Source organism: Kitasatospora sp. NPDC001660 (assembly GCF_053596725.1).
This window is the reverse complement of the sequence record NZ_JBSFGU010000012.1, coordinates 1-19,476: the sequence shown is the minus strand read 5'-3', so window position 1 is coordinate 19,476 and position 19,476 is coordinate 1. Positions and strand designations below refer to the sequence as shown.

General features: G+C 72.2%; 18 protein-coding genes and 3 pseudogenes. 6 read left to right on the top strand and 15 right to left on the bottom strand.

Features of this window, described 5'->3' with window-relative positions:
• Positions 1-17: 17 nt before the first annotated feature.
• From ACWCXH_RS15520 to hppD, 8 genes and pseudogenes are all read right to left on the bottom strand, one after another.
• A complete protein-coding gene (locus ACWCXH_RS15520; RefSeq protein ID WP_449801944.1) occupies positions 18-803 on the bottom strand; it encodes an enoyl-CoA hydratase in 786 nt (261 codons plus the stop codon).
• 126 nt (positions 804-929) lie between these two features.
• A pseudogene (locus ACWCXH_RS15515) lies at positions 930-1,244 on the bottom strand (transketolase-like TK C-terminal-containing protein); the annotation flags it as partial.
• A gap of 83 nt (positions 1,245-1,327) precedes the next feature.
• Complete coding sequence (locus tag ACWCXH_RS15510; protein ID WP_449801943.1) at positions 1,328-1,486, bottom strand: hypothetical protein; 159 nt, start codon at positions 1,484-1,486, stop codon at positions 1,328-1,330.
• A gap of 78 nt (positions 1,487-1,564) precedes the next feature.
• Positions 1,565-2,602 carry an enoyl-CoA hydratase/isomerase family protein gene (locus ACWCXH_RS15505; RefSeq protein WP_449801942.1) on the bottom strand — a complete coding sequence of 346 codons (1,038 nt, stop codon included), beginning with the start codon at positions 2,600-2,602 and terminating at the stop codon, positions 1,565-1,567.
• A 141-nt stretch (positions 2,603-2,743) separates the two neighbouring features.
• Positions 2,744-3,964 carry a fumarylacetoacetase gene (fahA, locus tag ACWCXH_RS15500; protein WP_449801941.1) on the bottom strand — a complete coding sequence of 407 codons (1,221 nt, stop codon included), beginning with the start codon at positions 3,962-3,964 and terminating at the stop codon, positions 2,744-2,746.
• On the bottom strand, positions 3,961-4,815 hold the full coding sequence (locus ACWCXH_RS15495) for a hypothetical protein (RefSeq protein ID WP_449801940.1): 855 nt from the start codon (positions 4,813-4,815) through the stop codon (positions 3,961-3,963). Before ACWCXH_RS15495 ends, fahA begins: the two co-directional genes overlap by 4 nt.
• The gene (locus ACWCXH_RS15490; RefSeq protein ID WP_449801939.1) at positions 4,812-6,014 is read right to left on the bottom strand and encodes a cupin domain-containing protein; all 1,203 of its coding nucleotides are present in this window, start codon (positions 6,012-6,014) and stop codon (positions 4,812-4,814) included. Before ACWCXH_RS15490 ends, ACWCXH_RS15495 begins: the two co-directional genes overlap by 4 nt.
• Before the next feature lie 90 nt (positions 6,015-6,104).
• Positions 6,105-7,319 carry a 4-hydroxyphenylpyruvate dioxygenase gene (gene hppD, locus ACWCXH_RS15485; protein WP_449801938.1) on the bottom strand — a complete coding sequence of 405 codons (1,215 nt, stop codon included), beginning with the start codon at positions 7,317-7,319 and terminating at the stop codon, positions 6,105-6,107.
• Positions 7,320-7,373: 54 nt separating this feature from the next.
• On the opposite strand from hppD, the gene ACWCXH_RS15480 reads away from it, so the two are divergent.
• A complete protein-coding gene (locus ACWCXH_RS15480; protein ID WP_449801937.1) occupies positions 7,374-7,529 on the top strand; it encodes a hypothetical protein in 156 nt (51 codons plus the stop codon).
• A gap of 11 nt (positions 7,530-7,540) precedes the next feature.
• Here ACWCXH_RS15480 and ACWCXH_RS15475 read toward each other — a convergent pair whose 3' ends face one another.
• A complete protein-coding gene (locus tag ACWCXH_RS15475) occupies positions 7,541-8,884 on the bottom strand; it encodes a phosphoribosyltransferase family protein (RefSeq protein WP_449801936.1) in 1,344 nt (447 codons plus the stop codon).
• Between the two features lie 538 nt (positions 8,885-9,422).
• Here ACWCXH_RS15475 and ACWCXH_RS15470 point away from each other — a divergent pair.
• A pseudogene (locus ACWCXH_RS15470) lies at positions 9,423-9,866 on the top strand (M28 family peptidase); the annotation flags it as partial.
• 141 nt (positions 9,867-10,007) lie between these two features.
• On the opposite strand, the gene ACWCXH_RS15465 reads toward ACWCXH_RS15470, so the two are convergent.
• Together ACWCXH_RS15465 and ACWCXH_RS15460 are read right to left on the bottom strand one after the other, a co-directional pair.
• Positions 10,008-11,708, bottom strand: coding sequence for an acyl-CoA dehydrogenase family protein (locus ACWCXH_RS15465; protein ID WP_449801935.1), 1,701 nt, complete (start codon positions 11,706-11,708; stop codon positions 10,008-10,010).
• A 126-nt stretch (positions 11,709-11,834) separates the two neighbouring features.
• A complete protein-coding gene (locus ACWCXH_RS15460) occupies positions 11,835-12,434 on the bottom strand; it encodes a PadR family transcriptional regulator (RefSeq protein WP_449801934.1) in 600 nt (199 codons plus the stop codon).
• Positions 12,435-12,619: 185 nt separating this feature from the next.
• Between ACWCXH_RS15460 and ACWCXH_RS15455 the strand changes: the two genes are divergently transcribed.
• Positions 12,620-13,090: an SPW repeat protein gene (locus ACWCXH_RS15455; protein ID WP_449801933.1), complete on the top strand. Its 471-nt coding sequence runs from the start codon at positions 12,620-12,622 to the stop codon at positions 13,088-13,090.
• 114 nt (positions 13,091-13,204) lie between these two features.
• Here ACWCXH_RS15455 and ACWCXH_RS15450 read toward each other — a convergent pair whose 3' ends face one another.
• From ACWCXH_RS15450 to ACWCXH_RS15440, 3 genes and pseudogenes are all read right to left on the bottom strand, one after another.
• Entirely contained in the window at positions 13,205-14,623 is a 1,419-nt protein-coding gene (locus ACWCXH_RS15450) for a class II fumarate hydratase (RefSeq protein ID WP_449801932.1), read from the bottom strand.
• Between the two features lie 115 nt (positions 14,624-14,738).
• The gene (locus ACWCXH_RS15445) at positions 14,739-14,876 is read right to left on the bottom strand and encodes a hypothetical protein (protein ID WP_449802101.1); all 138 of its coding nucleotides are present in this window, start codon (positions 14,874-14,876) and stop codon (positions 14,739-14,741) included.
• Positions 14,877-15,165: 289 nt separating this feature from the next.
• Positions 15,166-15,330, bottom strand: a pseudogene (locus ACWCXH_RS15440) (hypothetical protein); the annotation flags it as partial.
• A gap of 404 nt (positions 15,331-15,734) precedes the next feature.
• On the opposite strand from ACWCXH_RS15440, the gene ACWCXH_RS15435 reads away from it, so the two are divergent.
• On the top strand, positions 15,735-17,543 hold the full coding sequence (locus ACWCXH_RS15435) for a cholesterol oxidase substrate-binding domain-containing protein (RefSeq protein ID WP_449801931.1): 1,809 nt from the start codon (positions 15,735-15,737) through the stop codon (positions 17,541-17,543).
• 36 nt (positions 17,544-17,579) lie between these two features.
• Here the strand turns inward: ACWCXH_RS15435 and ACWCXH_RS15430 are convergent, their stop codons facing one another.
• Positions 17,580-18,164, bottom strand: coding sequence for a helix-turn-helix domain-containing protein (locus tag ACWCXH_RS15430; RefSeq protein WP_449801930.1), 585 nt, complete (start codon positions 18,162-18,164; stop codon positions 17,580-17,582).
• Between the two features lie 140 nt (positions 18,165-18,304).
• Here ACWCXH_RS15430 and ACWCXH_RS15425 point away from each other — a divergent pair, with 140 nt between their 5' ends.
• Both ACWCXH_RS15425 and ACWCXH_RS15420 read left to right on the top strand, forming a co-directional pair.
• A complete protein-coding gene (locus tag ACWCXH_RS15425) occupies positions 18,305-19,069 on the top strand; it encodes an AzlC family ABC transporter permease (RefSeq protein ID WP_449801929.1) in 765 nt (254 codons plus the stop codon).
• On the top strand, positions 19,069-19,377 hold the full coding sequence (locus tag ACWCXH_RS15420) for an AzlD domain-containing protein (protein WP_449801928.1): 309 nt from the start codon (positions 19,069-19,071) through the stop codon (positions 19,375-19,377). Before ACWCXH_RS15425 ends, ACWCXH_RS15420 begins: the two co-directional genes overlap by 1 nt.
• Positions 19,378-19,476: the final 99 nt, after the last annotated feature.

Genomic DNA, 19,476 nt, shown 5'->3' with positions numbered 1-19,476 from the left:
TCTTTCCCCGTCCTCGCTCAGCGGTTGATGAACGCCGGCGGCCGCTTCTCGGCGAAGGCGTTCATGCCCTCCTTCTGGTCCGCGGTCGCGAACGCCGCATGGAAGAGGCGGCGCTCGAAGCGGACGCCCTCCGCCAGCGTGGTCTCGAAGGCGCGGTTGACGCTCTCCTTCATCATGATCGCCGCCGGCGTGGACATCGCCGCGACGGTCTCGGCGGTGGCCAGCGCCTCCGCCAGCAGCTGGTCGGCCGGGACGATCCGGGAGACCAGGCCGGCCCGTTCGGCCTCCTCGGCGCCCATCATCCGGCCGGTCAGGCACAGCTCCATCGCCTTCGCCTTGCCGATCGCCCGGGTCAGCCGCTGCGAGCCGCCGATGCCCGGGATCACACCGAGCTTGATCTCCGGCTGCCCGAACTTCGCGGTGTCCGCCGCCAGCAGGATGTCGCAAAGCATCGCCAGCTCGCAGCCGCCGCCGAGCGCGAAGCCGGCCACCGCCGCGACGACCGGCTTGCGCAGCTGACCGAGCCGGTCCCACGGGCCCAGCCAGTCGTCGAGGTAGACGTCCGGGAACTGGTTGCCCTGCATCTCCTTGATGTCGGCGCCCGCCGCGAAGGCCTTCTCCGACCCGGTGATCACCAGACAGCCGATCTCCGGGTCCCGGTCGAAGGCGGTGGCCGCCGCGACGACCTCGTTCATCAGCCGCGTGTTCAGCGCGTTGAGCGCCTTCGGCCGGTTGAGCGTGATCAGCCCCACCCGGCCCCTGCGCTCGACCAGGATCGTCTCGTAGGTCTCGGTCTCGGTCATCGCCGTCGACTCCCATTCCGCTGCTCGGCGCCGCACGGGCGCGCCTGACCACCCAACGATCTACGACGCGCCCCGCCTCGCGCCAGTCTTGGCATGCGAGACGGTCGTCACGGGTCCCACCCCGGGCCGCATCCAGTCGCTGACCGCCAGCCCCGGGCCCGGTGCCCCTACCAGCGCCCGGGTTACGCACGGGACCCGGGCTGCCGCGCATCGCAGCCCATCGCCTCGGCGCGGCTCCGTCCACGACGGCGCCGACCGCACGTCCGTCGCCACACCCCACTCCTCGCCCAACAGCCGCTGCGCCACCAGGGCCCAACGCACGGCCGCACCCGAGGCGAGCAGCTGGAACCGCGGTGCCTCGGCGGGTGTTGGCGACTCGGCGGCGCGGTACCGGTACAGGCCGCGCAGGATGCCTTCGGCGACGTCGTCGCCAGCGGGCAGGCGGGCCCGGTTGGGCTCGGCGTCGAGCAGCCCGAGGGCCTGCAGCGCGCGTAGGGCCTCGCGTGCCGGCGCCTGGCTGACGTTCAACTCGGCGGCAAATGCCGCTCGACGATCCGGTCGCCGGGTTGCCACCGCCCGCTTATCAGGCCCTCCAACACGAGCCCGTGCACCTGGTCGCCGAGCGGCACGGGGGACAGCGGATCGGTGTCCGGGGGCGGCAGCGGCGGGGCCGGGCGGTTCATGGCGGCTCTCGACGGGGCTCAACGGGCAGGCGGATCAGCGTATCCGGCGAGTGGTCGCGGTCCGGCCGGGTGCGCGGGTTAGGCCAGGCCGAGCTCGTCGCCCTCACGCGGGGCGAAGTGGCGTGCCACGTCGGCCCCCGTCACCTCGGCGAGCGAGGCAGGGGACCAGCGCGGGTTGCGGTCCTTGTCGATCACCTGGGCGCGGATGCCCTCGACCAGGTCGTGGCTGTCCAGCGCCGTGCACGAGACGCGGTACTCCTGGTCGAGCACCGCCTCCAGCGAGGGCAGCGACCGGGCCCGGCGCAGCGCGGCGAGGGCGGACTTGACCGCCGTCGGCGAGTTGGCGAGGACCAGCTCGGCGGCCTCCTTCGCCTCCGGCACCCCGGAGTCGACGAGGCGCTCGACGATCTCCTCGGCGGTGTCGGCGGCGTAGCAGGCGTCGATCCACTCGCGCTGGGCCGCGAGGGCGGAGGGCGGTGCGGGCTCGGCGTGCGCGGCGACAGCGGTGGCCACGTCCGGGGCCTCGGCGAGGGCGTCGAGCAGGGCCGGGAGCTTCGCGGACGGGACGAAGTGGTCCGCGAAGCCGCACAGCACGGCGTCGCCGGGGCCCATCGACGCGGAGGTGAGGCCGAGGTGGGTGCCCAACTCGCCCGGGGCATGGGCCAGCAGGCGGCTTCCGCCGACGTCCGGCACCAGGCCGATCCGGGTCTCGGGCATGGCGACGAGGGAGCGCTCGGTGACGATCCGCACCGCACCGTGGGCGGAGAGGCCGACGCCGCCACCCATCGTGATGCCGTCCATGACCGCCACGTACGGCTTGGGATAGCGGGCGATGAAGGCGTTCAGCCGGTACTCGTCGCGGAAGAACGCCCGGGCGCCGGCGCCGCCCGCCTTGGCGTCGTCGTGCAGGGCCCGGATGTCGGCGCCGGCGCAGAGCCCACGTTCGCCGGCTCCGGTCAGGACGACGGCGCGCACGGTGTCGTCCGCGGCCCACGCGTCCAGCGCCGCGTGGACGGCCGTGATCATGCCGTGGGTGAGGGAGTTGAGCGCCCTCGGCCGGTGCAGCGTGATCCGCCCGATCCCGCCGTCCTGGTGGACCTGCACCTCGTCACTCATCGGGCCCGCTCCCCTTCGTCGGTGTCGAAGATCCCTGTCCCTGCCGCCCACCGTACTAGGCCGAACGTACAACAGATGACAGCTGACAGAAGATGAAATCTGTCAGCTGTCATCTGTTGGTTGCTATCTGTCCGCCGCCCGTTAGGGCTCGACCTGCCCCGTGACCTCGCCGAACCCGACGACCGTCCCGTCCGGGCCCGGCGCCGTCGCCGTGATGGTCACCACGTCGCCGTCCTCCAGGAACGTCCGCGTCGTGCCGTCCGGCAGCTTCAGCGGCTCCTCGCCGTTCCAGGTCAGCTCGATCAGCGCACCCCGGGTGTCCGGTTCGGGCCCGCTGACCGTCCCCGAGGCGAACAGGTCACCCGTGCGCAGCGACGCGCCGTTGACCGTCATGTGGGTGAGCTGCTGCTGCGCCGTCCAGTACATCGACGCGAACGGCGGCCGGGAGACGAGGTGCCCGTTCAGGCGGACCTCCATCGCCAGGTCCAGGCCCCACGGCTCGCCACCGCGGTCGTCCAGGTACGGCAGCGGCTCGACGTCGCGCTCCGGCGGGCTGACCCGGGCGTGCTGGAGGGCGTCGAGCGGGACGATCCACGGCGAGACCGAGGTCGTGAAGGACTTGCCGAGGAACGGGCCGAGCGGCACGTACTCCCAGGCCTGGATGTCGCGCGCGGACCAGTCGTTGACCAGGCAGACGCCGAACACGTGCTCGCGGAAGTCGTCCAGGACGACCGGCCGCCCGAGCCGGGACGGCGCGCCGACGACGAAGCCGACCTCGGCCTCGATGTCCAGCCGGCGCGACGGGCCGAAGGACGGCGCCGCGTCGGCCGGCGCCTTGCGCTGCCCGTGCGGGCGCACCACGGGCGTGCCGGACACGACGACCGTGCCGGCCCGCCCGTGGTAACCGATCGGCAGGTGCTTCCAGTTGGGGGTGAGCGGCTCCGTGCCCGGGCGGAAGATCCGGCCCAGGTTGGTGGCGTGGTGCTCGCTCGCGTAGAAGTCGACGTAGTCCGCGACCTCGAACGGCAGGTGCAGTTCGACCTCGCCCACCGGCAGCAGCGCCAGCGACAGCGCCTCGCGGTAGGACTCGTCCGTCAGCCACAGCGTGAGGTCGGCCCGCACCTGCGTCCAGGCCGAACGCCCCGCCGCCATCAGCGGGTTGAGCGAGTCCGCGGCCAGCAGCGCCGACGGCGCCCCGGCGGAGCCGGCAGCCGCCCCGGCGTCGAGCACGAAGTCCCCGACGCGCACGCCGATCCGGCGCCGCCCGGGCTGGTCGGCGGCGGTGAAGACACCGTACGGCAGGTTGTGCACGCCGAACGGCGAGTCCTGGGCGCTGGCGAGCCAGCTGCGGGGGATGCTCAACGGTCCTCCTGGGCAAGTGGGCTGGGCGACAGCAGGCCGAGCACGGCCAGGTCGTCCAGGGGTTCGGCGATGCTGCAGGTGCCGAACGCGGTGAACGAGTTGCGGATCACCGTAACCTGATGGGCACTCAGGGCGCGGACGGCCTTGGCCAGCACGTCGCCGTCGCGCTCGGCCAGTACCTCGGCGGCCGTGGCGCGGTCCGTCTCCTGCGCGGCCAGGAGCACGTTGAGGAAGCCGTGGTGCTCGAAGCCGGTCACCGGATCGGTGTGCCGGACGGCGTTGTGCAGCCCGGCCGTGCACTTGTACGGCAGACCGCGCAGCGCGCAGCCGGTCAGGAACGCGGCCAGCTCGTCCTCGCCCGGGAAAGCCCCGGCGACGGTCCCGCCTGTGCGGAACTTCGCCCGGTAGGCGCTGTCGACCAAGGCGTCCAGCGTCTCGTCCAGCCCGTCCCCGCGCAGGAGTTCACGCGGCAGCTCGACCGCGGCGGGCACGTCCGGCGGCAGCAGCCGGTCCAGCTCGGCCACGGCCTCGTGCACGTCGAGGGTCGCGAGCTCGACGCCCGCGACCTCGAACGGCGCGGCGGCGTCGAGCGCCGGCCCGAGCTCGGCACTGCCCCCCGGCAGCACCAGCCCGATCCTGAGCGGCCCGCTGCCCTCCACTGCCGCGGCCAGCTCGCCCAACCGGCCCGCCCCGCAGAGGAAGGGGCCGACCGCGTCGGCGTACCAGGCCGCACGGTGGGCGCGGTGCGCGGGCACCGCTTCGACGACCGGAAGGTTCCCCGGCGGGAACACCGCCGCGTCGTCGAAGAGTCCGCGGAACAGTTCCGGGACCGAGGAGCCGGTGGCGCTCATCGCCCGGGCCCCCGCCCCGCCCACGTCCACGCGTAGTCGGCGTCCTCGCTCGCCCGGCCGCCCTCGCCCAGCTCCAGCGGGCGGAACGTGTCCACCATGACCGCGAGCTCGTCGAAGAACTCCACGCCGATGCTGCGCTCGTACGCGCCCGGCTGCGGGCCGTGGGTGTGCCCGCCCGGGTGCAGCGAGATCGAACCCTGGGCGATGCCCGAGCCCTTGCGGGCCGCGTAGTCGCCCCCGCAGTAGAACATGACCTCGTCGCTGTCCACGTTGGCGTGGTAGTACGGCACCGGGATCGACAGCGGGTGGTAATCCACCTTGCGGGGAACGAAGTTGCAGATCACGAATCCGTTGCCCTCGAACACCTGGTGGGCCGGCGGCGGCTGGTGGATCCGCCCGGTGATCGGTTCGAAGTCCCGGATGTTGAACACGTACGGGTACAGGCAGCCGTCCCAGCCCACCACGTCGAACGGGTGGTGCGGCACGGTGTAGCGGGTGCCCGAGATCCCGTTCGGGCCGCGGTGCTTGACCAGCACGTCGACGTCCCCGGGGGCATCGACCACGAGCGGCCCGACCGGCCCGCGGAAGTCCCGCTCGCAGTAGGGCGCGTGCTCCAGCAGCTGCCCGTACTTGGAGAGGTAACGCTTCACCGGCGTGATGTGGCTGTTCGCCTCGATGCAGTACGCCCGCAGCGGCTCGTCCCCGGACGGCACCCAGCGGTGCGTGGTCGCCCGCGGGATGATCACGTAGTCGCCCTGGCCGACCTCCAGCGAACCGAACACCGTCTCCACCGTGCCGGAGCCGGACTCCACGTACACGCACTCGTCGCCGAGCCCGTTGCGGTACAGCTCACTCGGCGCCCCGGCCGCGACGTACGAGATCCGCACGTCGCCGTTGCCGAGGACCAGGCGCCGGCCGCTCACCACGTCCGCGGCCTTCCACTCCTGGCCGGCGAACAGCTCGTGGAGCTTGAGGTGGCGGGGGAGCAGGGGATGGTTGGGCACCGTGGACTGGTCCGGCAGCTCCCACGGCACCGCGTTCACCACGGCGGACGGGATGCCCCGGTGGTAGAGCAGCGATGAATCGGAGGAGAACCCCTCCTCGCCCATCAACTCCTCGTAGTACAGCCCGCCTTCGGGTGTGCGGTGCTGGGTGTGCCGCTTGGGCGGGATGCTGCCCAGCTGCCGGTAGTACGCCATCTCCCTGCTCCTCCTCGACCGTGCTCAGCCGCTCGTGCCCACGGTACGCCGACCGTGCCCAGAGTCTCGCGACTCAGAGTTCCGCGACGCTCACAGGTTGCCGCGGCGCTCCTGCTCGCGCTCGATCGACTCGAACAGCGCCTTGAAGTTGCCCTTGCCGAAGCCGAGCGAACCGTGGCGCTCGATGAACTCGTAGAACACGGTGGGGCGGTCGCCGATCGGCTTGGTGAAGATCTGCAGCAGGTAGCCGTCCTCGTCGCGGTCGACCAGGATGCCGCGCTTCTTCAGATCCTCGATCGGCACGCGCACCTTGCCGATCCGGGCGCGCAGCTCCGGGTCGTCGTAGTACGCGTCCGGGGTGTTGAGGAACTCCACGCCGCGCGCACGCAGCACGTCGACCGTGGTGAGGATGTCGTTGGTGGCGAGCGCCATGTGCTGGCAGCCCGGACCGGTGTAGAACTCGAGGTACTCGTCGATCTGGGACTTCTTCTTGGCGATCGCCGGCTCGTTGAGGGGGAACTTCACCCGGTGGTTGCCGCTCGCGACGACCTTCGACATCAGCGCGGAGTAGTCGGTGGCGATGTCGTCGCCGACGAACTCGGCCATGTTCACGAAGCCCATGACCCGGTTGTAGAACGAGACCCACTCGTCCATCTTGCCGAGCTCGACGTTGCCGACCGCGTGGTCGAGCGCCTGGAACAGCCGCTTCGGCGAGCCCTCGGGGTGCTTGACCCTGCTCTCGGCCACGACGTAGCCCGGCAGGTACGGGCCGTGGTAGCGGGAGCGGTCGATCAGGGTGTGCCGGGTCTCGCCGTAGGTGGCGATCGCCGCACGGCGCACGGTGCCGTTCTCGTCCGAGATGTCGTTCGGCTCCTCCAGGACGGTGGCGCCGGTCGCGCGGGCGTGCTCGATGCACTTGTCGACGTCCGGCACCTCGAGGGCCAGGTCGACGACACCGTCGCCGTGGCGGCGGTGGTGGTCCAGCAGCGGGCTGTCCGGCTGGACGCCGCCCTTGATCACGAAGCGGCACGAGCCGGAGCGGAGCACGAAGGACTTGCGGTCGCGGCGGCCGGTCTCCGGGCCGGAGTAGGCGACCAGTTCCATGCCGAACACGGCCTGGTAGAACTGGGCCGTCTGGGTGGCGTTGCCGACCACGAACACGACCGCGTCCTGCGCGGTCACGGGGAACGGGTCGGTGGCCGGGTCGTGCTCGACGAGGCCGACGAGGCGGCGCAGCTGGTCGGCGTCGAGACCGGCCTCGCGCTCCTCGGGGGTCAGCTCAAGGGCGTGGGACTGCGGGGTCATCGGTCTTCCTCCACTTTGGGCCTCGGCTCCGAGGCGTCCGCTTGAGGCGGCCGCTTGAAGGCGGCCGCGCCGCTGATGGGGGTGGCGGTGCGGCTGAGCGGAGAGCTTGCTCCTGTCCGGAAGGTTGGGCAACAGGTCGGTTTTTCACTGTTCAATGTGTACAAGCTGATCAGAAAATCCCGCGTCCAGCTGCGCAATATGCGCTGCTGAACGGGGCCGATTCACGAAGTCTGCGTAACCGGCTCGGAAGGGTCGCTCGGTGTGTGGAGACGGTGCCGGAACCAGTCCCCGGCCAGCTCCGCGACCCGGTCCAACGTGCCCGGCTCCTCGAACAGGTGGCCCGCGTGGGGGACCACCGCGAGTTCACTCTCGCAGCGCAGCCGGGCCCGCGCCTGCCGGTTGAGGTCGATCACGATGCCGTCGAGGGCCCCGACGATGAGCAGCGTGGGAGCGGTGACCCGGCCCAGCGCGTCCGGCCCGGCCAGATCGGGGCGGCCCCCGCGGGACACCACGGCGCCGACGGCGGGCCCGAGGGCGGCGGCGGTGTGCAGTGCGGCGGCGGCGCCCGTGCTCGCGCCGAAGAGGCCGAGGGGGAGTGCGAGGGTCGCGTCGAGGGCGGGCAACCGCTCGGCGACGGCGGTCAGGCGGGAGCCGAGCAGGTCGACATCGAACACCTTGCGGCGGTCCGGCTCCTCGTCCTCGGTGAGCAGGTCGAACAGCAGCGTGGCCAGGCCGGTCCGGTTGAGGTGGCGGGCGACGTGCCGGTTGCGGGGGCTGTGGCGGCTGCTGCCGCTGCCGTGCGCGAAGACGACGATGCCGCGCGCGCCGGCGGGGACGGTCAGGTGGCCGGCCAGGCGGACGCCGCCGGCGGGGAGCTCCACCTCGCGGTCGACGGCGACGGGCGCGGACGGGTGCTCGCCGCGGGCCCTGGCCAGCAGGCTCAGGACCTCGTCGTCGCCGGTCTGGGAGAAGTCGTCGTAGAACTCGCCGATCGCGAAGAACGGGGACGGGGTGGCGACGCAGACCAGCTCGTCGGCGACGTCGGTCAGGCGCTCGGTCCAGTCTCGGGGCGCCACGGGGACGGCGAGCACCACGCGGGCGGCGCCGCGGGCGCGGACGATCCGGCAGGCGGCGCGGGCGGTGGAGCCGGTGGCGATGCCGTCGTCGACGACGATGACGGTCCGGCCGCGCAGGTCGGCGGGCGGGCGGTCGCCCCGGTAGCGGCGGGCGCGGCGCTCCAGCTCGGCGCGCTCGTGCCGCTCCACGTCGGCCAATTGGTCGGCGGTGATCCCGCCGAGGCGCATCACCTGGTCGTTCAGCACCCGGACGCCGTCCTCGCCGATCGCGCCCATGCCGAGCTCGGGCTGGTAGGGCACGCCGAGCTTGCGGATCACGCAGATGTCCAGGGGCGCGCCGAGCGCCGTCGAGACCTGCGCGGCCACGGGCACCCCGCCGCGTGGCAGGGCGACCACGACCGTGCCGGGGCCGCCCAGGTGCCCCAGGCGGGCGGCCAGCCGTCGGCCCGCGTCGGTGCGGTCGGTGAAGTGGGTTCCGGTGACGTGCATCGCGCAGCCTCCGAGTTCCACCGTACGTCGGGTGGGCGGTGTGGGGCGGATGAACAACTAACAACTGACAGATGACAGATTTCGAAATCTGTCTTCTGTCAGTTGTTTGCTGTCGACTGTCGGCGGTCGCCCGCCCGCCCGTCCCGCTCCCCGTGGGGGAGTCGGACGGGACCCAGTTCCCGTGAGGCGGGACAGCGGGCGGCAGGCGGTGATGTCGAAGGCGGGCCGCCGGAGCCCACCGGAGACCGAGGGGGCCCGACATGCCGAGCTCCCGCTCCCCGTCGACCGCTGCGCCACCCCTTGACGGTCCGGGGGCCCGGCTAGATCCTCATGAACGCGTCAACCTCGCGATCGTGACTCCGCTCCACTCGTTCTGCCCGGAGCCCCCGACTCCGTCGTGCGTCCGCGAGGTTCCGCCTTTCCGTTCTGCCCCGCCGGAACCTGGAGCCTCCCGTGCCCGAGCGCACCCCGCGCGACCTCCGCCTGTGCAGTGCAGTCCTGCCGGCAGCCCTGGCCGGCCTGCTCGCAGCCGTCCTGTGGCATGGTCGGCTCTCGGAACTACGTCAACGGCCTTTCTGTCACCGACCGTTCGGCGATCGACACGTACCTGAACTTCGACATGATCGGCTCGCCCAACCCCGGCTACTTCACCTATCGCCAGGACCCCGCCCTGGACGCCCTGTTCAGCGACTGGTTCGCCGCCCGGGGCATCGTCACCGAGCAGGACTTCGAGGGCGACGGGCGCTCCGACCACGCGCCCTTCCAGGAAGCCGGGATCAGGGTCGGCGGACTGTTCAGCGGCTCCGACTACATCAAGACGGCCGACCAGGCCGCCAAGTGGGGCGGCACTGCAGGTCAGGCGTTCGACGCCTGCTACCACGCCGCCTGCGACACGAACGCCAACATCGACGACACGGTGCTGGGTCGGATGACCGACGCCATCGCCCACGCGATCTGGACCCTGTCGGCTTCTGGCGGTTGACCTGCCTCGCCTGGTAGTTGATCTGCCTCGCCGGGGAAGCCGCCAGAAGAGAGCAACCGGGGGTGCCGGTCCGCCGACCGGCACCCCCGGGGTCCTTCGAAGCCGTCCGATGAACTACGGCTGCAACGGGTAGTGCGGCCGTTACGGCTGCATCGCGTACGCGCCCGACAGTGCCTCGACGCGCGCCCAGACCTTCGCCGCCCGCTCGGCGTCGGCCACCGGCCGGCGCAGGTTCGCGAGCGCCCAGGCCGCCTGCTCCTCCGTCGCCGAGGCCTTGCCGTGCAGCTCGGTCGCGTGCGCGGAGAAGTCGCGGACCAGCGCGTCGAAGATCTGGTCCAGCACGTCCGTCTCCAGGCCGGTCAACTCGGCCTGCTCCAGCACCAGCTGGCCGTAGACGATCAGCGCGAAGAGCTGGCCGATCTCCAGCAGGAAGTCGAGGTCCGCCTGCTGTTCCTTGCCCGGCGCGTGCTTGAGCAGCAACTCGCAGAAGCCGTCCGCCTGTTCGCGGAAACGGGCGACGTTCGGCAGGTGCGCGTGCCGATCGTAGGCGGTGCGCCAGTCGTGGAAGCGGATCGAGCCGAGGCCGCGGGCGGGGCCCTGGCGGAACAGGAAGACGTCGTCGGCGGCGTCCAGGCGGGTCGGCACGGGCGCGTAATCGGTCGGGGCGAACAGGTAGTTGGCCATGAACTTGAGGATCAGCGCCAGGTTGACGTGGACGGTGCCCTCCAGCTTCGGCAGGCCGCGGATGTCCTTCGCCGCCTTGTCGAAGTAGGTGTCCGCCTCGAAGCCCTTGGCCGCGATGACGTCCCACATCAGGTCGATGACCTTCTCGCCCTCGGTGGTGACCTTCATCTTGGTCATCGGGTTGAACAGCAGGTAGCGGCGGTCCTCCGGGGAGGCGGTGCGGAAGTAGTCCACGGCCCGTGCGCTGAACAGCTTCATCGCCACGAGGCGGGCGTACGCGTCGGTCAGCTCGCGGCGCACGTGCGGGAAGTCGGTGACCTTCCGGCCGTACAGGACGCGGTTGTGGGCATGCGTGACCGCCTCGTACATGGCGTGCTCGCAGATGCCGACCGAGGCCGTGCACAGGTTGAACTTGCCGACGTTCACGGTGTTCAGCGCGGCGTCGAACGCGGCCTGCCCGGTGTGCAGCACGTCCTCGGCGCGCACCGGGTACTCGTCGAGCCGGAACTCGCTGACGTACATCTGGCTGTTCACGACGTTCTTGACCAGGTGGTACGCCTCGTGGCGGCTGTCGGCGGCGAAGAAGACGTAGCCCTCGGGGCCCTCGACATCCGTGCGGCGGCCGAACACCGAGACCAGGCCGGCCACGTTGCCGTTGCCGATGTAGTACTTGGAGCCGGTCGCGGTGAATCCGCCCTCGCCGTCCGGGGTGAGGATCATGTCGGTGGAGTAGATGTCCGCGCCGTGGGTGCGCTCGGAGAGGCCGAACGCCATGACGTGCCCCTCCGCCAGGAGGCGGGCGGCGCGGGCCCGGACAGCCTCGTTCTCGCTCTGCCACACCGGGCCGAGGCCGAGGATGGTGACCTGCCAGGTGTACCAGTAGCCGAGGCCGTAGAAGCCGAGGATCTCGTTCAGCTCGGCGATCCGGGCGGTGTCCCAGCGCTTGTCCGGGTCGGCCGCCGACGGGGTCAGGAACTCCGCGAACAGGCCTTCCTTGGCGGCGAATTCGAGGAAGTCGCCGTACCAGGTGCGGTCGATGTAGGTGTCGATGAGCGCCTTCTTGCCGCGCGACTCGAACCAGTCGACGGTCGCGCGCAGCAGCCGGCGGGTCGGCTCGTCGAACTGCGCGGGGTCGTACGTACGCGGGTTGAAGAGCATCACGGGCTCCCGGGTGTCGAGGGTGTGGAGTGGGTGGGGCGAGGGGGCGATGGGCGGGCGACGGCGGACAAACGACAGATGACAGGCGACAGATTTCAAACTCTGTTATCTGTCATCTGTCGGTTGTTATCTGTCCGCCGTCGCCCGTCGCCCGTCGCCTGTCGCGTCGTCAGGGCCGCCGCCGTCGGCGGCGAGGCGGTGCAGGGTGGCGAGCACGTCGTCCAGCCAGGCGAGGGTCATGCGCTCGTACTCGATGCCGCCGCGCAGCACCACGTGCTGGAGTTCCTGGGCGGTGTCGAGCGCGGTGAGGTCGGGGAAGTCGCGCTGCTCGCCGTGGAGGTAGCGAGTGAGCAGGGCGGCGTGGCCGTCGCGGTGGCGCTCGACCTCGGAGATCAGCGCGGCCGGGTCGTCGAACGCGGCCGCGCGGATCTTCACCGCGAGCTCGTGCCGGACGGTCTCCGGCTCGACCGGTTCGCGCAGCCAGCTCGCGAGCGCGGCCCGTCCGGGTCCGGCCGCCGAGTAGACCTTCTTGTCCGGTCGGCCGTCCTGGGTGACTTCCTCGGAGGCGATCCAGCCGTTCGCCTCCATGCGCCGCAGCACCCGGTAGATCTGCTGGTGGGTGGCGGTCCAGAAGCGGCCGATCGAGCGGTCGAAGCGCCGGGCCAGCTCGTAGCCGGAGCCGGGCTGCTCCAGCAGTGAGACGAGGATCGCGTGCTCCAGTGCCATGACCGCATCCTGCTATGCAACGAGTTGCATAGGCAATGGCGCGCCGGAGCGGTGAGACACAGGTCACCGCCGTGATCGGATGGTTATCGATCATTTCGTGCTATTAGGTGCAAAACCTTTGGAAAGCGCCAGAATGGGTACGGGGCAAGCGCCTTCCACGATCCGAACCACAGGAGGTGGTATCGGTGTCAACCCACACCCCGATGGGCATAGAGCACCATCCGGACATCGTCGAACTACGCGAACACTACGAGCGGATCACCTCGACCCCGCGCGCCCAGGGTGTCGAGGCCCTGGCCGTGCTGGCGGGACTGTTCCTGGCCGCGTCGCCCTGGATCGTCGGCTTCACCGCCTTCAGCACCCTCACCGTGACCTGCCTGATCGTGGGTCTGGCCTACACCCTGCTGATGGCGGGCTACGGGTCGGCCTACGAGCGCACGCACGCGAGGGCCTGGGCGGCCGCCGCGCTCGGCATCTGGACGATCATCTCCCCCTGGGCCGTCTCCGGATCGGTCGCGCAGGGCAAGAACATCGTCACCTGTGTCATCGCCGGCGCCGTGATGTTCCTGCTCGGCCTCGCGGCGCTCTCGATGGCCACGATCACGGCGAACGGAGCAGCGATGCGGCTCGGCCGGGCCGGCCGCGCCAAGGGCTGACCTCTTCCGCAGCCCGTGTCCGGGGCACGGAACGGCGGTCCGCCGCCCTCCGCGCCCCGGCGCACGCCCGCAGTCGCGCATGGAGGCCCGCGGCTCCGCGCAGAACCGCCGCCGCTACGGGCGGGTCATGCGCAGTACGTCCAGCGCCTCGTCGAGCTGCTCCTTCGTGAGCTTCCCCTCCTCCACGTACCCGCGCTCCAGCACCACCTGACGGATGGTCTTGCGCTCCGCCAGCGCCTGCTTGGCGACCTTCGCCGCCTCCTCGTACCCGATGTACCGGTTCAGCGGGGTGACCACCGACGGTGAGGACTCCGCGTACTCCCGGGCCCGTTCGACGTTGGCGGTGATGCCGTCGACCGTCCGGTCGGCCAGCAGCCGGGCGCTGTTGGCGAGCAGCCGCACCGACTCCAGCACGTTGCGGGCGATGACCGGGAGCATCACGTTCAGCTCGAAGTTGCCGCTCGCGCCGGCCAGCGTGACGGTCGCGTCGTTGCCGACCACCTGCGCCGCGACCATCAGCACCACCTCGGGCAGCACCGGGTTCACCTTGCCCGGCATGATCGACGAACCGGGCTGCAGGTCCGGCAGGTTGATCTCGCCGAGGCCGGTGCGCGGGCCCGAGCCCATCCACCGCAGGTCGTTCGCGATCTTGGTGAATCCGACCGCGACGGTGCGCAGTTGGCCGCTCAGCTCGACCAGGGCGTCGCGCGCGCCCTGCGCCTCGAAGTGGTCGCGGGCCTCGGTCAGCGGCAGCCCGGTGGCGCGGGCCACCTCCTCGATCACGGCCGCCGGGAAGCCGGGCGGCGTGTTGATGCCGGTGCCCACCGCCGTCCCGCCGAGTGGCAGTTCGGCGACCCGGGGGAGCGTCGCGAGCAGCCGCTCGCGCCCGTTCCGCACCTGGGCGGCGTAGCCGCCGAACTCCTGGCCCAGGGTGACGGGAGTGGCGTCCATCAGGTGCGTGCGGCCCGACTTGACCACTCGCGCGAACCCGGCCGCCTTGCGCTCCAGCGCCTCCGCCAGGTGTTCGAGCGCCGGGATCAGGTCGTGCGTGACGGCGGCGGTGGCGGCGATGTGGATCGAGGACGGGAAGACGTCGTTGGACGACTGGCTGGCGTTGACGTGGTCGTTCGGGTGCACCGGCCGGCCCAGCCGCTCGGCGGCGAGGGTCGCGATCACCTCGTTGGCGTTCATGTTGGACGAGGTGCCCGAGCCGGTCTGGAACACGTCCACCGGGAACTCGGAGTCCCAGTGGCCCTCCGCGACCTCCTCGGCCGCCGCCGCGATGGCCGCCGCCGTCTCCTCCTCCAGCACGCCGAGCCGGGCGTTCACCCGCGCCGCCGCCGCCTTGATCCGGGCCAGCGCCGCGATGTGCGCGCGCTCCAGACGCTGCCCGGACACCGGGAAGTTCTCCACCGCCCGCTGCGTCTGCGCCTGCCACTTGGCGGCCGCGGGCACGCGGACCTCGCCCATCGAGTCGTGCTCGATCCGGTAGCCCTGGCCGGCCCGCTGTCCGTGGTCCCGCTGATCACCCATCGCGTGCTGCACCTCCTGAACGGTCCGGGACGGCGGCTCCGTCACGGTCTCCGATCTCGACAGCCGCGCGCGAACCCCGGGTATTTCCGGCGGCCCGCGCGTTCACCCCCAGGGGTTACGGCAGTTCGGCGCGGACCAGCTCGCCGGGCGCGGTGCCGGCCTGGGCGACCTGCGTGCCGCCCGGTGCCCAGAAGCCCGGACCGCCCGAGGTGGCCGGGTATTCGCCGCTGGCCCCGGCACTGGTGGAGAGCACGCTCCAGACACCGTGGGCGGCGGCCCGGTCCCGGAAGTACTCGTCGCGGCTGGGGGCGGATTCGGCCGAGGCGTTGTACAGGGTGGACGCGACGTACGCGTCGATGCCGAGCGCCGCGGTCTCCTCGGCGTGCGTGGGGTCGGCGGCGTCCGCGCAGACCGCGAGGCCGAGCCTGACTCCCCACCTCCAGGACGACCGGCTTGTCCCCGGGGGCGAAACGGTTCAGCTCGTCGCCGTGCAGACGCATCTTCCGGTAGGCGACGGAAGCGCCCTCGCCGGTGACCGCGAGCGTTGCGATGTACTCGCGCCCGTCGGTGTCCGCGGCAGGAGCCCCGGCCAGCGCGGTGGTGCCCGTCTCGGCGCAGGCGGTGACCAGCGGCGCGAGGCGGGCGTCCGCCGGGTCGACGGCCGGCGCGGCGAGGTCGTAGCCGGTCAGCGACAGCTCGGGGAACACCACCAGGCGCGTTCCGGCCGCCCGGACGGCCTCGCCGTGCCGCGCTGACGGCCTGGGCCGCGCTGACGCCCGGCTCGCGTGGTGGCACCCACGTGGTGGCGTACGCCGCGATCACTCGTACGGGTGAATGAGCGGCTGGAACGCTTCAAACGACCGTGCGCCGCTTCGTACGCTCCTGCCCGGACCCGGGGCGGACACCCGGGCGACGAACTCGGGGGGCGGGACGGTTGACCTCAGGACGGTGGCGCGGGGCCGACGGCGGCCGGGACGGTGAAGCGGCGCGGGAGACGGAGTCCGCAGCCGCCCACGGAGCCGTCCACGGAACAGTTCAAGGAGCCGGCCGCGGGGCCGCTCAAGGAACCGCCCGTGAAGGCGCCCACGGCGGCGGCCTGACCAGGCGGCAGATGCTCGGCGCGTCGGCGGCGCTCGGCGCGGGGGCCTGGCTGCTGCGCGGCACCGTCGGCCCGGACAGCGCCGAGGCCGCGGCGCCCGTCCCGCCCGGACTGCCCGCCGGCACCGAGCTGTACCAGCGGGTCTTCCAGAACTGGTCCGGTGAGATCCGCACCGACCAGCTGTGGACGTGCGCGCCCCGCACCCCCGAGGAGGTCCCCGCCCTCGCCGACTGGGCGCGCGCCAGCGGCTGGCGCCTGCGCGCCACCGGCTACCGCCACACCTGGGCGCCGCTCACCGTCGCCAACGGGACGCCCGACAGCGCCCGCGTGCTCCTGGTCGACACCAGCCGCCACCTCACCGCGATCACCGCCGACTCGCCGACGACCGTCCGCGTCCAGACCGGCGCCACCATGGAGGACCTGCTCGCCCACCTGGCCGGCCGGGGCCTCGGCCTCACCGCCTGCCCGGCGCCCGGCGAGCTCACGGTCGGCGGTGTACTCGCCATCGGTGGCCACGGCACCGCCGTCCCGGCCGCCGGCGAGACCCGCCCGGACGGGCACGGCTACGGCTCGGTCAGCAACCAGGTCACCCGGTTCACCGCCGTCGTCCTCGACCCGGTCACCGACCGCTACACCCTGCGCACCTTCGACCGCGCCGAGGCCGACAGCGCCGCGTTCCTGGTCCACCTCGGCCGGGCGTTCCTCACCGAGGTCGTCCTGCGGGCCGGCGCCGACCGGCCGTTGCGCTGCGTCAGCCGCCTCGACATCCCGGCGAGCGAGCTCTTCGCCCGCCCCGGCGACACCGGTGGCGGCGGCCTCCTGGGCGGCCTGCTCAGTGGTGGCGGACCTCGCACCTTCGCCGACTTCGTCGACCGCGACGGCCGCGCCGAAGCCATCTGGTTCGCCTACACCGAGTACCCCTGGCTCAAGACCTGGAGCGTCGCCCCGGGCAAGCCGCTCGCCGCCCGTGCCGTCGACCAGCCCTACAACTACCCCTTCTCGGACAGCGTTCCGGAACCCGTCGCCCGGCTCGCCGGCCAAATCGTGTCCGGCGCCTGGGCATTGGCCCCGCTCTTCGGCAAACTCCAGTACCTCGTCACCAAGGTGGGGCTCACCGGCGACCTCACGGACGTCCTCCTCTCCGGCGGCCTGCTGCGCGACCTGCTCACCGGCGACCTCCTCACCCACCTCCTGGCCGACGGACTGCGCTCCGACCTCTGGGGCCCGTCCCGCACCCTGCTGCAGTACGTCCGCCCCACCACCCTGAGGGTCACCGCCAACGGCTACGCGGTCCTCTGCAAGCGCGCCGACCTGCAGTGGGTCGTGAGCGAATTCGCGGCCCGGTACCGGCAGTTGCTCGCCGAGTACCAGGCCCGCGGAGAGTTCCCGGTGAACGGCGCGGTCGAGATCCGCGTCACCGGCCTGGACGACCCCGCCTACGCCGGGGTCCCCGGCGCCCGGCCGCCGCTGCTCTCCGCGCTGCGCCCGCGCCCGGACCGCCCCGCATGGGACACCGCCGTCTGGCTCGACGTCCTCGCCCTCCCCGGCACCCCGGGCCTCGAACGCTTCGCCCGCGACCTCGAACAGTGGCTGCTGCGTACCTTCGACGGCACCCGGGCAGGTCTGCGCGTCGAGTGGTCCAAGGGCTGGGCCTACACCGCCGACGCTGCCTGGGCCGACCCGGACATGCTCGGCCGGGCCATCCCCGCGAGTCTGCGCGACGGCGGCGGGCCCGGCTGGGACGAGGCGGTCGCCGTCCTGAACAAGCACGACCCGCACCGGGTGTTCGGAAACCCTTTCCTGGACGGGCTGTTGAAGTAGCCGGAACAGCACGGGGTTCGATGACGTGGCGGTGCGTCAGATGTGTTCCATGACGATCACCGCCAGGGTGTCCGGGGCGAGCGCGCGGAACACGTGCGGGGCGTCGCCCGGGTAGCTCACGTAGTCGCCCGGGCCCAGCTCGACCGGGGCCTCCGTCGGCCCGGCCAGCGCCCGGCCGGCGCCCAGCATCACGTGCTCGACCGTGCCGGGCATGTGCGGGTCGGACGCCCGGGTCTCGCCGGGCTGCGCCTCGATGCGGTAGATGTCGCGCCGGGCGTTCGGCGGGCAGGAGGACAGCACGGTGGCCGCGTAGTCGGCCCGCTCCGAGTGCGTGACCGGGCCCTCGCCCGCCCGGATCACCCGCACCGCCGGGCGCGGCGGGTCGACCAGCCGGCTGAACGGCACGTTCAGTGCCACGCCGAGCGCCCAGAGCGTCTCCACGCTCGGGTTGCCCGCACCCGATTCCAGCTGCGAGAGCGTGGACTTGGCGATCCCCGCCCGTCGGGCCAGTTCGGCCATCGACAGGCCGCTGCGCTCGCGCTCGCGCCGGATCGACGCGGCGATGAGGCCGATCAGCTCCGTGCCGGAGCCGGTGGAGCGGGTGGGGGTCGGGTCACTCATGCTGTCCACTCACGCTTTCTCGCGCCTCCTGCCGTCCCTTGCGCCTTTCAGTCGCGCCCATGTTCCCACGCCCGCCGTTCGGCGTGTCGGTCCGAAGGTTCGCCTTGACGAACGACTTGCTTCCGTTCACTCTAATGGACATGCGTTCGCTCCTCCGAACACTGGAGTCTGCCACTCTTCGTGACATCGCTCTGGTCTGCCTGGCCGACGCCCTCGTCGGCGCGTCATTCGGCGCGATCAGCGTCTCCGGCGGCCTGCCCGTGTGGGTGCCGGTCGTCATGTCCCTCGTCGTCTTCGCGGGCGGGTCCCAGTTCGCGGCCGTCGGCGTGGTGCTCTCCGGCGGCGGCGCGCTCGCCGCCGTCGCCACCGGACTGGTGCTCAACGCCCGCCTGCTGCCCTTCGGCTTCACCGTGGCCGACGTGCTCGAAGGTCCTTGGTGGCGGCGGCTGTTCGGCGCTCAGCTCATCACCGACGAAACCGCCGCATTCGCGCTGCGGCAGTCCGACGGGCGCCGCCGCCGGGCCGCGTTCTGGCTGTGCGGGACCGCGCTGTTCGTGGTGTGGAACGTCTCCGTCGTGCTCGGCGCGGTCGCGGGCGGGCTGATCGGCGACACGGACGCGCTCGGCCTGGACTCCGCCTTCCCGGCGGTGCTGCTCGCCCTCGTGCTGCCCTCGCTCGACGACCGCCGGACGCGCGCTGCCGCTGCGGTGGGCGCGGTCGTCGCGGTCGCGGCGACGCCGTACCTGCCGGCCGGGCTGCCCGTACTGCTGTCGCTCGTCGGGCTGCTGTTCGCAGGGTGGCCCGGCGGGATGGCGGGGGGTGGGGGCGTCGTCGGCGCCGAGAGTCGGCCCAGCGCCGTTGAGGCCGTTAAGGCCGCTGAGGCCGTTGAGGAGGAAGTCCGTTGATGCCGCTGTACGCCGTCCTGCTGCTGGCGGCAGGCACGTACGCCTACCGCCTTGCCGGGCCACTGCTCGGACACCGGCTCGCACTGTCCCAGCGGCTGCGGCACCTGCTGGCCGTGGCTGCGGCCGTCCTGCTGGTCGCCCTGGTCGCCACCGGCGCGCTCACCCAGGGGCACGGCTTCGCCGGGTGGGCCCGCCCTGTGGGCGTCCTGGTCGCCGGTGTCCTCGCGCTGCGCCGCGCGCCGTTTCCGGCCGTCGTCGTGGCAGGGGCGGCGACGACCGCGGTGCTGCGGCTGTGCGGGGTGGGCTGAGGGCTTGCAAGTGGCGGCGAACGCAAACGAATCACTGCTCCCAGTCGGACGGGCCCCGCCCGAGGAACGGCACGGACGAGCAGGGCGGAAGCGGGCGGC